This is a genomic window from Kitasatospora dryopteridis (assembly GCF_050749075.1).
Classification (GTDB): Bacteria; Actinomycetota; Actinomycetes; order Streptomycetales; family Streptomycetaceae; genus Kitasatospora.
On sequence record NZ_CP192749.1, the window covers coordinates 5,311,639 to 5,324,744 of the forward strand.

Sequence of the window (13,106 nt, forward strand, 5' to 3'; positions counted from 1 at the left end):
GTAGCCTGGGCCACGTACACGCGCAGGCGTGCACACCCCCAGTGGACCGCGGCCGGTCCGACCCGGCCAGCCGTGCGCCGGAGGTACCCTGGCGCCGGATTCTGCAACGCCGCAGGCCCAGACCGAGGAGAGACCCGTGAGCGACCTTCGTACGCTGCGCAACTACATCAACGGCGAGTTCGTCGATGCGGCGGACGGCCGCACGCTGGACGTGATCGACCCGACGACTGGCGAGGTGTACGCGACCTCCCCGCTCTCCGGTGCCGCCGACGTCGACGCTGCGATGGCCGCCGCCGCCGAGGCCTTCCCGGTATGGCGCGACGCCACGCCGTCCACCCGCCAGAAGCTCCTGCTGAAGATCGCGGACGCGGTCGAGACCCGGGCCGAGGAGATCGTCGACGCCGAGGTCCGCAACACCGGCAAGCCGCGCGGGCTGACCCTCTCCGAGGAGATCGGCCCGATGGTCGACCAGATCCGCTTCTTCGCCGGCGCCGCCCGCCTCCTCGAGGGCAAGGCCGCGGGCGAGTACATGGACGGCATGACCTCGATCGTCCGCCGCGAGCCGGTCGGCGTCTGTGCCCAGGTCGCGCCGTGGAACTACCCGATGATGATGGCGGTCTGGAAGTTCGCCCCGGCGATCGCCGCGGGCAACACCGTCGTCCTCAAGCCCTCCGACACCACCCCGGCCTCCACCGTGCTGCTCGCCGAGATCATCGGCGGCATCCTCAAGGACATGGAACTGCCGGCCGGCGTCTTCAACGTCATCTGCGGCGACCGCGAGACCGGCAAGCTCATGGTCGAGCACCCCACCCCGGCGATGGCCTCCATCACCGGCTCCGTCCGCGCCGGCATCCAGGTCGCCGAGTCCGCCTCCAAGGACGTCAAGCGCGTCCACCTGGAGCTCGGCGGCAAGGCCCCCGTCGTGGTCTTCGAGGACGCCGACATCGCCGAGGCCGTCGAGGGCATCTCGGTGGCCGGCTTCTTCAACGCCGGCCAGGACTGCACCGCCGCCACCCGCGTCCTGGTGCACGAGTCCATCCACGACGCCTTCGTCGAGGCCCTCGCCAAGGCCGCCGCCGACACCAAGACCGGCGGCGTCGACGACGAGGACGTCCTCTACGGCCCGCTGAACAACGCCAACCAGCTCGCCCAGGTCACCGGCTTCATCGAGCGACTGCCCGAGCACGCCAAGGTCGAGGCCGGCGGCCACCGGGTCGGCGACAAGGGCTACTTCTACGCCCCCACCGTCGTCTCCGGCCTGCAGCAGGACGACGAGATCATCCAGCGCGAGGTCTTCGGCCCGGTCATCACCGTGCAGAAGTTCACCGACGAGGACCAGGCCGTCGGCTACGCCAACGGTGTCGAGTACGCGCTCGCCTCCTCCGTCTGGACGAAGGACCACGCCCGCGCCATGCGGATGTCCCGCCGCCTGGACTTCGGCTGCGTCTGGATCAACACCCACATCCCGCTGGTCGCCGAGATGCCGCACGGCGGCTTCAAGAAGTCCGGCTACGGCAAGGACCTGTCCTCCTACGGCTTCGAGGACTACACCCGCGTCAAGCACGTCATGACCGCCATCTGACCGACCGACGCGACCGGCGCACCCAGGGGGCGCGGGCAGCTGCGCGCACAGCGCGGCCGCCCGCGCCCCCGGCGCTTTGCCACCCTGTCACGGCGACGCGCGGATCGGGTGACATGGTGCAACTGCCTTGCGGCCCCGGTGCTCCCTAGGCTTGCCGCATGAGCATCCCCACCGCTGACTCAGCCGCAGGCCAGGCCGTCAAGGCCGCCGACCGCGCGCACGTCTTCCACTCGTGGTCCGCCCAGGCGCTGATCGACCCCCTCGCGGTGGCCGGCGCCGAGGGTTCGTACTTCTGGGACTACGAGGGCAACCGCTACCTCGACTTCTCCTCCCAGCTGGTGAACACCAACATCGGCCACCAGCACCCGAAGGTCGTCGCCGCGATCCAGGAGCAGGCGGCCAAGCTCTGCACCATCGCGCCCGGCTTCGCCGTCGAGCCGCGCAGCGAGGCCGCCCGGCTGATCGCCGAGCGGACCCCCGGCGAGCTGAACAAGATCTTCTTCACCAACGGCGGCGCCGAGGCCAACGAGAACGCCATCCGCATGGCCCGCCTGCACACCGGCCGGCAGAAGGTGCTCTCCACCTACCGCTCGTACCACGGCGCCACCGCCAACGCCATCGCGCTGACCGGCGACCCCCGCCGCTGGGCCAACGAGACCGGCGTCTCCGGCATCGTCCACTTCTGGGGCCCCTACGCCTACCGCTCGGTCTTCCACGCCGAGAACGAGGCGCAGGAGTGCGAGCGCGCGCTCGCCCACCTGGAGCAGGTCATCGCCTTCGAGGGCCCGGCCACCGTCGCCGCGATCATCCTGGAGACGGTCGTCGGCACCGCCGGCGTCCTGATCCCGCCGCCCGGCTACCTGCAGGGCGTCCGCGAGATCTGCGACCGGTACGGCATCGTCTTCATCCTCGACGAGGTGATGGCCGGCTTCGGCCGCACCGGCGAGTGGTTCGCCGCCGACAACTGGGGCATCACCCCGGACCTGCTGACCTTCGCCAAGGGCGTCAACTCCGGCTACGTGCCGCTCGGCGGCGTCGCCATCAACCCGGAGATCGCCGCGACCTTCGACGAGCGGGTCTTCCCCGGCGGCCTCACCTACTCCGGCCACCCGCTGGCCTGCGCCTCCGCGATCGCCACCATCAACGCCATGGCGGAGGAGGGCATCGTCGAGAACGCCAAGCAGGTCGGCGAGAGCGTGATCGGCCCCGGCCTGCGCGAGCTCGCCGAGCGCCACCCCTCGGTCGGCGAGGTCCGCGGCCTGGGCGTCTTCTGGGCGCTCGACCTGGTGAAGAACCGCGAGACCCGCGAGCCGCTGGTGCCCTACAACGCGGCCGGCGCCGCCAACGCGCCGATGGCCGAGCTGGCCGCCGCCTGCAAGCAGCGCGGCCTGTGGCCCTTCGTCAACATGAACCGGTTCCACGTGGTGCCGCCGTGCACCGTCAGCGCGGAGGAGGCCAAGGCCGGCCTCGCGATCCTCGACGAGGTCCTCACCCTCACCGACGCGCACGCCGTCTGACACGCCGACAGCCGGACGACGGAGCGGCCCCGGGGCACACCGCCCCGGGGCCGCTCCCGCATGCGGCACCGCCTCAGCGGCGCACCGCGTCCAGCGCCAGCAGCGCCACGTGCAGCGACAGGCAGGACTCCACCTGGTCGAGGTCCACGCCGAGGATGCGCTCCACCTTGTGCAGCCGGTCGTAGAACGACGGCCGGGACAGGTGCGCCGCGTCCGCCGCCGCCGACTTGTTGCGGCCCTGCTCCAGGTAGATCCGCAGCATCCGCACCAACTGCCCGTTGTGCTCAGCGTCGTACGCCAGCAGCGGCCCGAGCTCGCGCTCCACGTACGTCTGCAGCCGCTCGTCGTCGCGCAGCAGGTGCAGCAGACCGCGCAGCCGCACGTCCGGCAGCCGGTAGTAGGCGGCCGCCCGCGCGCCCGGCGCGTCGTGCAGCGCCGCGTCCGCGACCTGGGTGGCCTCCAGCAGGGTGCGGCGCGCGTCGCGCACCGAGCCCACCGAGGAGCCCACCGCGACCACCGGCTCCGGCGGCGGCGCCGCCGCGTCCCGGGCGCCGTCCGCGACCAGCTTGCGCAGCGCCGCCGCGAAGGACTCCAGCGCGCCGTGCTCGTCCTGCTGCGAGCCGAGCGCGATCAGCACCCCGACGCCCTCGTCGTCCAGCGCGCCGACCAGCGCCGACAGCCGACAGGTGCGGATCGCGGTCGCCGCCAGCTCGGTGAAGTCGCGCAGCCTCGCCTGCGCCTCCAGCGCCGCCGGCACCGGGCCGCGGCGCTGCCGCAGCACCGTGCCGACCAGCCGCCGGCCCTCCAGCGGCACGCCCAGCGCCTGGGCCCGCAGCGCGACCTCACTGACCGTCAGCGCATGCGTGAGGATGCCGGACAGCAACGTGCGGTGGGTCTGCCGCTCCAGGCTCTCCCGGTCGCGCACCACCAGCCGGTTGAGCGCGAGCGTCGCCGCGCCGCGCTCCAGCATCATCGCGTGCGGGTGCGGGGTGCCCTCCGGCAGCGGGCCGGGCTCGCCGATCAGCACCAGCCGCCCCCAGTCCTGACCGCGCGCGCCGACCGTGGTGACCAGCCAGCCGCTGCGCGGGTCGTACCCGGTCCGCCCCGGCGGCCGGACCCCGCGCGAGCGCGCCTCCCAGCCCTCCAGCAGCTCCGCCTCCTGGTGCCCGGCGCTCTCGTGCGCCAGCACCTGGTGCGCCAGGTTCTCCAGCACCACCGGCGCGCCGGCCAGCTGCGCCACCTGCCGGACGACCTCGGCCGGCTCGGCGCCCTCCACCGCGAGCTCGTTGAACACCTGGTGCACCGCCTCGGAGGTGCGCAGCTGCTCCAGCTGGGCGTTGACCACCAGCGCGTGGACGGCCTCGGTGACGGCGACGAAGCGCAGCTCGCGGCGGAGCGCGATCAGCGGCAGGCCGCGCTGCTCGGCGGCGTTGACCAGGGCGCGGGGCAGCGAGTCGAAGTAGCGGCGGCCGAACTCGACGACCAGGCCGGCCGCGCCGACGTCCGCGAGGTCGTGCACGTAGCGGGCCAGGCCCTCGCGCTGCTCGGGCAGGGCGATGCCGGTGGTGAGCACCAGCTCGCCGCCCTGCAGGACGCCGGCGACGTCCGGCAGCTCGCTCACGTGGACCCAGCGGACGGGGCGTTCCAGGTGGTCCGCGCCGGCCATCACCTGGGGCAGGCCTCGCCGCATCACGTCCAGGTCCAGTACCCGGGCGACGGTGGGGAGCATCGCGGGCCTCCAGCTGATCAGGGGTGTCAGGGAAATCTTGCCTCGCCGCGGCGGCCGCCCACCCGCCGCGCAGCCTTGCACCCTGTAAACCCCTTGCCGTCGGGCCTGGCGGAGTGACCCTTGTCACCCGATCGCCCGAGGCGGCATCGTCGGGCAATCGGAAGTGGCGAAATCCGGGACGCGGCAGCGGAATCCGCAGCGTAACCAGAAGGCAACAGCGGAATCCCTTGTGGAAGAAAACCGGGCCTGTCAGGATCGCGCAATCCCGGTGTTCCGCAGTCCCGGACACCACCGTCTGCTACGGGTCGACTCGACCAGTCGCACGCCCGGCGCACGGGAATCGTTGCTCCGCCGCGCAAACATGGCGTGCAGCGGGTTCCCACCGCAGGGCGCGGAAGCCGAACCACCGGGCACATGGAGGACAGCAGATGGACCTGACCAACTTCAGCGCCGGCGCGCAGCACATCGCCGGGCGGGTGGTCCGGGGGAGTGGCGACGAGCGGTTCCGGGTGGTCAACCCGGCCGACGGCAGCACCGTCGAGGAGGTCGTGCTGGCCTCGCCCGCCGACGTGGACGCAGCCGTCGACGCGGCCCGCACCGCACTCCCCGAATGGTCCCGGGCCACCCCCGGCGCCCGCGCCGAGGCGCTGGGCCGCCTGGCCGGCGTCCTCGCCGACCACGCCGAGGAGTTCGCCCGCGTCGAGACCGTGCAGACCGGCAAGCCGATCAAGCTCTCCACCGAGTTCGACGTGCCCGGCACCATCGACAACACCGCCTTCTTCGCCGGCGCCGCCCGCAACCTGGAGGGCAAGGCCGCCGGCGAGTACTCCGGCGACCACACCTCGTACGTGCGCCGCGAGGCGATCGGCGTGGTCGGCTCGATCTCGCCGTGGAACTACCCGCTGCAGATGGCCGCCTGGAAGATCCTCCCGGCGATCGCCGCCGGCAACACCATCGTCCTCAAGCCGGCCGAGCTCACCCCGCTCACCTCGCTGATGTTCGCCGCCGCCTGCACCGAGGCCGGCATCCCCGACGGGGTCGTCAACGTGGTCACCGGCGCCGGCCGCACCGCCGGCGAGCACCTGGTCTCCCACCCCGCGGTGTCGATGGTGTCCTTCACCGGCTCCACCGCCGTCGGCAAGCGGGTCGCCGAGCTCGCCACCGCGACCGTCAAGCGCACCCACCTCGAACTCGGCGGCAAGGCCCCGTTCGTGGTCTTCGACGACGCCGACCTGGAGGCCGCCGTGCACGGCGCGGTCGCCGCCTCCCTCATCAACAGCGGCCAGGACTGCACCGCCGCCACCCGCGCCTACGTCCAGCGCCCCCTCTACGAGGCCTTCGTCGCCGGCGTCGCCGACCTGTACGCCGCCGTCCGCCTCGGCGACCCGCGCAACCCGCAGACCGACCTCGGCCCGCTGGTCTCCTTCGCCCACCGCGACCGGGTCGCCGGCTTCGTCGAGCGCGCCCGCCGCGACGGCGCCACCGTCGTCACCGGCGGAAGCACCGGCACCAAGGGCCACGACGGCACCGACCTCACCCTCGGCGCCTACCACCTGCCCACCCTGATCACCGGCGCCGCCCAGGACAGCGAGGTCGTCCAGGGCGAGATCTTCGGCCCCGTCCTCGTCGTCCTCCCCTTCGACAGCGACGAGGAGGGCCTGCGGCTCGCCAACGACACCCCGTACGGCCTCGCCGCCTCCGCCTGGACCCGCGACGTCCACCGCTCGCTGCGCGCCACCCGCGAGATCGCGGCCGGCTGCGTCTGGGTCAACGACCACATCCCGATCATCAGCGAGATGCCGCACGGCGGCTACAAGGCGTCCGGCTACGGCAAGGACATGTCGCAGTACTCCCTCGACGAGTACACGCAGGTCAAGCACGTCATGTACGACACCACCGCGGTCGCCCGCAAGGACTGGCACCGCACGATCTTCGGGGACCGATAACCCCGTCCGTCCCCCACTGCCCGAGCCCCCTTCAGGAGGGTGTCCCCGCATGCAGCACCACGAGATCACCGACGGCCTGCCGGAGCCGGTCCGCAAGGCCTGGGAACGCAGCCTGACCAGCGGCCGGGCCGCCCTCAGCCGCCGGACCGTGCTCCGCGCCGGTGCCCTCGCGGCCGGCGCGAGCACCCTCGCCGCCTGCGGCATCCCTCCGGCGAAGAGCTCGGGCGGCACCTCGGGCGAGGCCGCGAACGCCGCCAAGGACCTCTCCGACACCGACAAGGTCGTCAACTTCTCCAACTGGCCGCTGTACGTCGACGCCGACCCCAAGGACGAGCAGAAGCACGGCACCCTGGAGGCCTTCACCGCCGCCACCGGCGTCAAGGTCAAGTACACCGAGGACATCAACGACAACGTCGAGTTCTTCGGCAAGGTCAAGCCGCAGCTCGCCGCCGGCCAGGACACCGGGCGCGACATCATGGTCCTCACCGACTGGATGGCCGCCCGGCTGATCCGCCTCGGCTGGGTGCAGAAGCTCGACCAGTCGGCGATCACCACCGCCATCACCAACCTCGAAGCCCGCTTCCGCGCCCCCGACTGGGACCCGGGCCGCCTCTACTCCTACCCGTGGGCGGGCATCCAGGTCGTCATCGCCTACAACAAGAAGGCCACCAAGGGGAAGGCCGTCACCAGCGTCTCCCAGCTGCTCGACGACCCCGAGCTCAAGGGCCGCGTCACCTTCCTCTCGGAGATGCGCGACACCATCGGCATGACCCTGCTCGACATGGGCAAGGACCCGTCCAAGTTCACCGCCGACGACTACGCCGCCGTGATCGCCCGCCTCCAGAAGGGCGTCGACAGCAAGCAGATCCGCAAGTTCACCGGCAACGACTACGGCCAGGAACTGTCCTCCGGCGACATCGCCGCCTGCGTCGCCTGGGGCGGCGACCTCATCCAGCTGAAGGCCGACAACCCCGACATCGAGTTCGTCATCCCGGAGGCCGGCTACGTCGCCTCCACCGACAACATGCTGATCCCGGCCCGCGCCCAGCACAAGAAGAACGCCGAACACCTCATCAACTTCTACTACCGGCCCGAGATAGCAGCCCAGCTCACCGCGGGCATCGGCTACGTCTCCCCGGTCACCGGCGCCCAGGCCGAACTCGCCAAGCTCGACCCCGACGCCGCCGCCAACCCGCTCGTCATCCCCACCCCGGAGATGGCCGCCAAGGTCCACAACTTCCGCAGCCTCACCGAGGCCGAGGAGACCGACTTCGAGGACCGGTTCTCCAAGCTCATCGGCGCCTGACCACCGCCCCCCACCACCGGCCTCGGACAGAAGGACCCACGCCATGACCGACCAGGCGACCGACAGCACCGCGAAGGCCACCGGCCCCGCGGCGACCACCGGCGGCGACGTCCGCCTCACCGGCATCAGCAAGACCTACGGCAGCTCCACCGCCGTCCACCCCCTCGACCTGACCGTCCCCCAGGGCTCCTTCTTCGCCCTGCTCGGCGCGTCCGGCTGCGGCAAGACCACCACCCTCCGCATGATCGCCGGCCTGGAGGAGCCCACCACCGGCACCGTCCTCATCGGCGGCCAGGACGTCACCGCCCTGCCCCCGTACAAGCGGCCGGTCAACACCGTCTTCCAGAGCTACGCGCTCTTCCCGCACCTCGACATCTACGAGAACGTCGCCTTCGGCCTGCGCCGCCGCGGCAAGAAGGACGTCAAGAAGCAGGTCGAGGACATGCTGGAGCTGGTCGAGCTCGGCCCGCTCGCCCGCCGCAAGCCGCACCAGCTCTCCGGCGGCCAGCAGCAGCGCGTCGCCGTCGCCCGCGCCCTCATCAACCACCCCCAGGTGCTGCTCCTCGACGAGCCGCTCGGTGCCCTCGACCTCAAACTCCGCCGCCAGATGCAGCTCGAACTCAAGCGCATCCAGACCGAGGTCGGCATCACCTTCGTGCACGTCACCCACGACCAGGAAGAGGCCATGACCATGGCCGACACCATCGCCGTGATGAACGCCGGACGCATCGAACAGCTCGGCGCCCCCGCCGACCTGTACGAGAACCCCGCCACCACCTTCGTCGCCAACTTCCTCGGCCAGTCCAACCTCATCCCCGCCGAGGTCACCGGGAACTCCGGCGACGACCTGCTGCTCAGCGCCGGCGGCACCCGCCTCGCCGTGCCCCGCACCCGCTGCGCCGGCGACGCCACCAAGGTCCACCTCGGCGTCCGCCCCGAGAAGATCACCATCGCGCACTCCTCCGCGGACGTCCCCGAGGACCGCAACCGGCTCGTCGGCACCGTCGTCGACTCCAGCTTCATCGGCGTCTCCACCCAGTACACCGTCCGCACCGGCACCGGCCAGGACATCGCCGTCTTCGAGCAGAACATGGAGCGCGACGGCCGCATCGTCCCCGGCGCCACCGTCCAGGTCCACTGGAACCCCGCCCACTCCTTCGCCCTCGACGCCTCCCAGGCGATCGACGCCGGCACCGCGGAGGAGGACGCGTGACCACCACCACCGAGGCGGCGCCCCTCCAGGAGGCCGCGCCCGCCGCACCGCCGCGACAGCGGCGCAAGCTCGTCCCCTACTGGCTGCTGCTGCCCGGCATCGCCTGGCTGGTCGTCTTCTTCGCGGTGCCGATGGTCTACCAGGCCTCCACCTCGCTGCAGACCGGCTCGCTCGAGGAGGGCTTCCGCGTCACCTGGCACTTCGCCACCTACTGGGACGCCTTCACCGAGTACAAGTGGCACTTCGTGCGGTCCTTCGGATACGCCGCCACCGCCACCGTGCTCTGCCTGGCCATCGGCTACCCGCTCGCCTACACGATCGCCTTCAAGGCGAGCAAGCGCTGGCGCAACGTCATCCTCGTCCTGGTGATCGCGCCGTTCTTCACCAGCTTCCTGATCCGCACCCTGGCCTGGAAGACCATCCTCTCGGACGGCGGCTACGTCGTCGGCGCGCTCAACACCCTGCACCTCCTCGACCTCACCGACGCCCTCGGCGTCACCGCCGGCCACCGCGTCCTCGCCACCCCGCTCGCCGTGGTGTGCGGCCTCACCTACAACTTCCTGCCGTTCATGATCCTGCCGCTCTACACCTCGCTGGAGCGGATCGACCCCCGCCTCCACGAGGCCGCCGGCGACCTGTACGCCAAGCCGTTCACCACCTTCCGCAAGGTGACCTTCCCGATCTCCCTGCCCGGCGTCGTCGCCGGCACCCTGCTCACCTTCATCCCCGCCTCCGGCGACTACATCAACGCCCAGCTGCTCGGCTCGCCCAACGAGCAGATGGTCGGCAACGGCATCCAGAAGCAGTTCCTCAACGTGCTCGCCTACCCGACGGCGGCCGCGCTGAGCTTCATCCTGATGGCCCTGATCCTGGGCGTGGTGACGGTCTACATGCGCAAGGCCGGAACGGAGGACCTCGTCTGATGAGCAGTGTGTTCAGCTGGTTCCGCCGGCACCTGGTCACCCTCGCGGGCATCCTCGCCCTCGCCTACCTCGTCCTGCCCAACCTCGTCGTCCTCGCCTTCTCGTTCAACAAGCCCGCCGGCAAGTTCAACTACGAGTGGGCGCAGTTCTCCACCGACGCCTGGACGGACCCCTGCGGCGTCGCCGACATGTGCGGCTCGCTCGTCCTCAGCCTGCAGCTCGCCCTCGCGGCCACCGCCGGCGCCACGATCCTCGGCACCATGGTCGCCTTCGCGCTGGCCCGCTACCGCTTCCGCGGCCGCTCCGCCACCACCGGGCTGATCTTCCTGCCGATGGCCATGCCCGAGGTCGTGATGGCCGCCTCGCTCGGCACGCTCTTCCTCAACATGCGCATCCCGTTCGGCTTCACCACGATCCTGATCGCGCACATCATGTTCTGCCTCAGCTTCGTGGTCACCGCCGTCAAGGCCCGCGTCATGAGCATGGACCCGCGCCTCGAACAGGCCGCCCAGGACCTCTACGCCACCCCGATGCAGACCTTCCTCAAGATCACCCTGCCGCTCGCCGCCCCCGGCATCGCCGCCGGCGCGCTGCTCAGCTTCGCGCTCTCCTTCGACGACTTCATCATCACCCAGTTCAACTCCGGCCCCACGACCGTCACCTTCCCGATGTTCGTCTGGGGCGCCTCCCAGCGCGGCATACCCGTCCAGGTGAACGTCATCGGCACGGCGATGTTCGTCGCCGCCGTCCTGCTCACCTTCACCGGACAGTGGATCGGCAACCGCCGGAAGGCGCGCGCCTGATGACCACCTGCGCCACCTCCCCGTTCTACTGACAAGTACCGACCGACACCCGAAAGCGGCTGATACGGCATGGACTCCGCCCGTGCGCTCAGTGACGTCAAACCCACCTCCTTCTGGCTGGAGGATCCGGGCCGGCCGGAGGCCGTCCCCGCCCTCGTCGGCGACACCACCTGCGACCTCCTCGTCGTCGGCGGCGGCTACTCCGGCCTGTGGACGGCGCTCCTCGCCAAGGAACGCGACCCCTCGCAGGACGTCGTCCTCGTCGAGGCCGACGAGGTGGGCTGGGCGGCCTCCGGGCGCAACGGCGGATTCTGTGCCGCCAGCCTCACCCACGGCTTCGGCAACGGCCTGCAGCGCTGGCCCGCCGAACTCACCCGTCTCGAACAGCTCGGCCAGGCCAACCTCGACGCCATCGAGACCTCCCTCAAGCAGTACGGCATCGACTGCGAATGGGAACGCACCGGCGAGATCGACGTCGCCACCCAGCCCCACCAGCTCGACGAACTCCACGAGGTCGCCGAGGCCGTCACCCGGTACGGCCTCGACATCACCGTCCTCGACGCCGACCAGGTCCGCAGCGAGGTCGACTCGCCCACCTTCCTCGGCGGCCTCTGGGACCGCGACGGCGTCGCCATGCTCCACCCCGCCAAACTCGCCTGGGGCCTCAAGGAGGCCTGCCTCGCCCAGGGCGTCCGCATCTACGAGCGCACCAAGGCCCTCACCCTCGCCGAGTACGGCAGCGGCATGGCCGTCCGCACCCCCTACGGCCGGGTCTTCGCCCGCCGCGTCGCACTCGGCACCAACGTCTTCCCGTCCCTGCTCAAGCGCGTCCGGCCCTACGTCGTCCCGGTATACGACTACGCCCTGATGACCGAACCCCTCAACGACGCCCAGATGGCCGCCATCGGCTGGCGCGGCCGCCAGGGCCTCGGCGACAGCGCCAACCAGTTCCACTACTTCCGGCTCTCCGCCGACAACCGCATCCTCTGGGGCGGCTACGACGCCATCTACCACTACGGCGGCAAGGTCCGCGCCGAACACGACCAGCGGCCCGAGACCTTCCGCACCCTCGCCCGCCAGTTCTTCGAAACCTTCCCCCAGCTCGAAGGCCTCCGCTTCACCCACGCCTGGGGCGGCGCCATCGACACCTGCAGCCGCTTCTCCGCCTTCTTCGACACCGCCCACCGCGGCCGCGTCGCCTACGCCGTCGGCTTCACCGGCCTCGGCGTCGGCGCCACCCGCTTCGGCGCCGAAGTGATGCTCGACCTCCTCTCCGGCGAACGCACCGAACGCACCGACCTGGAGATGGTCCGCAAGAAGCCACTGCCCTTCCCGCCCGAACCCGTCCGCTGGGCCGGCATCGAACTCACCCGCTGGTCCCTCGACCGCGCCGACCGGCGCGGCGGCCACCGCAACATCTGGCTGCGCACCCTCGACCGCCTCGGCCTCGGCTTCGACAGCTGACCGACGACCCGCACCGCCCGTGGGGCGCACCCGGCCACCCCGGCCGGGTGCGCCCCACGGCGCATCCACCCCCCGCACATTCACCCCCGCAACCGTGTAAGAGCCGGCCCCCACCGCCCTCTCCCCGGTGAGCGTCCCGACCGCGCCCCAGGAGAAACCCGATGCCGCCCGCCGAACGCACCGCCGCCCAGTGGCTCGCCCAGGCCGCCCCCGACCCGTACACCTTCCTCCGCGACTGGGAACGCACCGGCCGCCGACCCGCCGTCCTCCCGACCGGCCGCCAGTGGGACGCCCTCCTCACTCCCGCCACCCTCGGCAACCCCGCCCTCGACGCCCTCGCCCGCCTCCCCGGCCCGGGCCCCGTCCTCCTCGACCGCACCGCCGGCACCGTCGCCTTCCTCGTCCCCACCGGCACCGCCGACAGCTGGATCGGCTCCGGCATCCGCACCCTCGGCCACGGCAGCCGCCTCGCCGTCCCCCACCCCGACGCCCCCGGCCACGGCCTCACCTGGCTCGTCCCCCCGGACGGCACCGGCCGCCTCGTCGACCCCCGCCGCCTGGAACTCGCCCTGCACGATGCCGCCGCCCGCCTCCCCGGCCTCCCGTGAACCACCGCCCTGCCC

10 protein-coding genes are annotated in these 13,106 nt (G+C 71.6%); 9 read left to right on the forward strand and 1 reads right to left on the reverse strand.

Going from position 1 to position 13,106, the window contains the following annotated elements; translation table 11 throughout:
- The first annotated feature begins 136 nt into the window (after positions 1-136).
- Positions 137-1,582, forward strand: coding sequence for a gamma-aminobutyraldehyde dehydrogenase (locus ACQ614_RS24115; RefSeq protein WP_431680728.1), 1,446 nt, complete (start codon positions 137-139; stop codon positions 1,580-1,582).
- 158 nt (positions 1,583-1,740) lie between these two features.
- Complete coding sequence (locus ACQ614_RS24120; RefSeq protein ID WP_431680729.1) at positions 1,741-3,099, forward strand: aspartate aminotransferase family protein; 1,359 nt, start codon at positions 1,741-1,743, stop codon at positions 3,097-3,099.
- A gap of 73 nt (positions 3,100-3,172) precedes the next feature.
- Here ACQ614_RS24120 and ACQ614_RS24125 read toward each other — a convergent pair whose 3' ends face one another.
- The gene (locus tag ACQ614_RS24125) at positions 3,173-4,828 is read right to left on the reverse strand and encodes a PucR family transcriptional regulator (protein WP_431680730.1); all 1,656 of its coding nucleotides are present in this window, start codon (positions 4,826-4,828) and stop codon (positions 3,173-3,175) included.
- Positions 4,829-5,256: 428 nt separating this feature from the next.
- On the opposite strand from ACQ614_RS24125, the gene ACQ614_RS24130 reads away from it, so the two are divergent.
- The 7 genes from ACQ614_RS24130 to ACQ614_RS24160 all read left to right on the forward strand — a co-directional run bounded on the left by ACQ614_RS24130 (position 5,257) and on the right by ACQ614_RS24160 (position 13,091).
- On the forward strand, positions 5,257-6,774 hold the full coding sequence (locus ACQ614_RS24130) for a gamma-aminobutyraldehyde dehydrogenase (RefSeq protein ID WP_431680731.1): 1,518 nt from the start codon (positions 5,257-5,259) through the stop codon (positions 6,772-6,774).
- Positions 6,775-6,823: 49 nt separating this feature from the next.
- On the forward strand, positions 6,824-8,080 hold the full coding sequence (locus ACQ614_RS24135) for a polyamine ABC transporter substrate-binding protein (RefSeq protein WP_431680732.1): 1,257 nt from the start codon (positions 6,824-6,826) through the stop codon (positions 8,078-8,080).
- Between the two features lie 43 nt (positions 8,081-8,123).
- A complete protein-coding gene (locus ACQ614_RS24140; protein WP_431680733.1) occupies positions 8,124-9,293 on the forward strand; it encodes an ABC transporter ATP-binding protein in 1,170 nt (389 codons plus the stop codon).
- Entirely contained in the window at positions 9,290-10,216 is a 927-nt protein-coding gene (locus ACQ614_RS24145; protein WP_431680735.1) for an ABC transporter permease, read from the forward strand. The genes ACQ614_RS24140 and ACQ614_RS24145 overlap by 4 nt, the downstream gene beginning before the upstream one ends.
- The gene (locus tag ACQ614_RS24150) at positions 10,216-11,019 is read left to right on the forward strand and encodes an ABC transporter permease (RefSeq protein ID WP_431680737.1); all 804 of its coding nucleotides are present in this window, start codon (positions 10,216-10,218) and stop codon (positions 11,017-11,019) included. The genes ACQ614_RS24145 and ACQ614_RS24150 overlap by 1 nt, the downstream gene beginning before the upstream one ends.
- A gap of 69 nt (positions 11,020-11,088) precedes the next feature.
- On the forward strand, positions 11,089-12,483 hold the full coding sequence (locus ACQ614_RS24155) for an NAD(P)/FAD-dependent oxidoreductase (protein ID WP_431680738.1): 1,395 nt from the start codon (positions 11,089-11,091) through the stop codon (positions 12,481-12,483).
- 161 nt (positions 12,484-12,644) lie between these two features.
- Positions 12,645-13,091, forward strand: a complete 447-nt coding sequence (locus ACQ614_RS24160) for a hypothetical protein (protein WP_431680739.1) — start codon at positions 12,645-12,647, stop codon at positions 13,089-13,091.
- Positions 13,092-13,106 lie beyond the last annotated feature (15 nt).

Bases quoted from the DNA above. Each gene is read 5' to 3' on its own strand.
- ACQ614_RS24135 (WP_431680732.1), top strand. From the start codon at position 6,824: ATGCAGCACCACGAGATCACCGACGGCCTGCCGGAGCCGGTCCGCAAG.
- ACQ614_RS24160 (WP_431680739.1), top strand. From the start codon at position 12,645: ATGCCGCCCGCCGAACGCACCGCCGCCCAGTGGCTCGCCCAGGCCGCC.
- ACQ614_RS24130 (WP_431680731.1), top strand. From the start codon at position 5,257: ATGGACCTGACCAACTTCAGCGCCGGCGCGCAGCACATCGCCGGGCGG.
- ACQ614_RS24140 (WP_431680733.1), top strand. From the start codon at position 8,124: ATGACCGACCAGGCGACCGACAGCACCGCGAAGGCCACCGGCCCCGCG.
- ACQ614_RS24150 (WP_431680737.1), top strand. From the start codon at position 10,216: ATGAGCAGTGTGTTCAGCTGGTTCCGCCGGCACCTGGTCACCCTCGCG.
- ACQ614_RS24155 (WP_431680738.1), top strand. From the start codon at position 11,089: ATGGACTCCGCCCGTGCGCTCAGTGACGTCAAACCCACCTCCTTCTGG.
- ACQ614_RS24125 (WP_431680730.1), bottom strand. From the start codon at position 4,828: ATGCTCCCCACCGTCGCCCGGGTACTGGACCTGGACGTGATGCGGCGA.
- ACQ614_RS24120 (WP_431680729.1), top strand. From the start codon at position 1,741: ATGAGCATCCCCACCGCTGACTCAGCCGCAGGCCAGGCCGTCAAGGCC.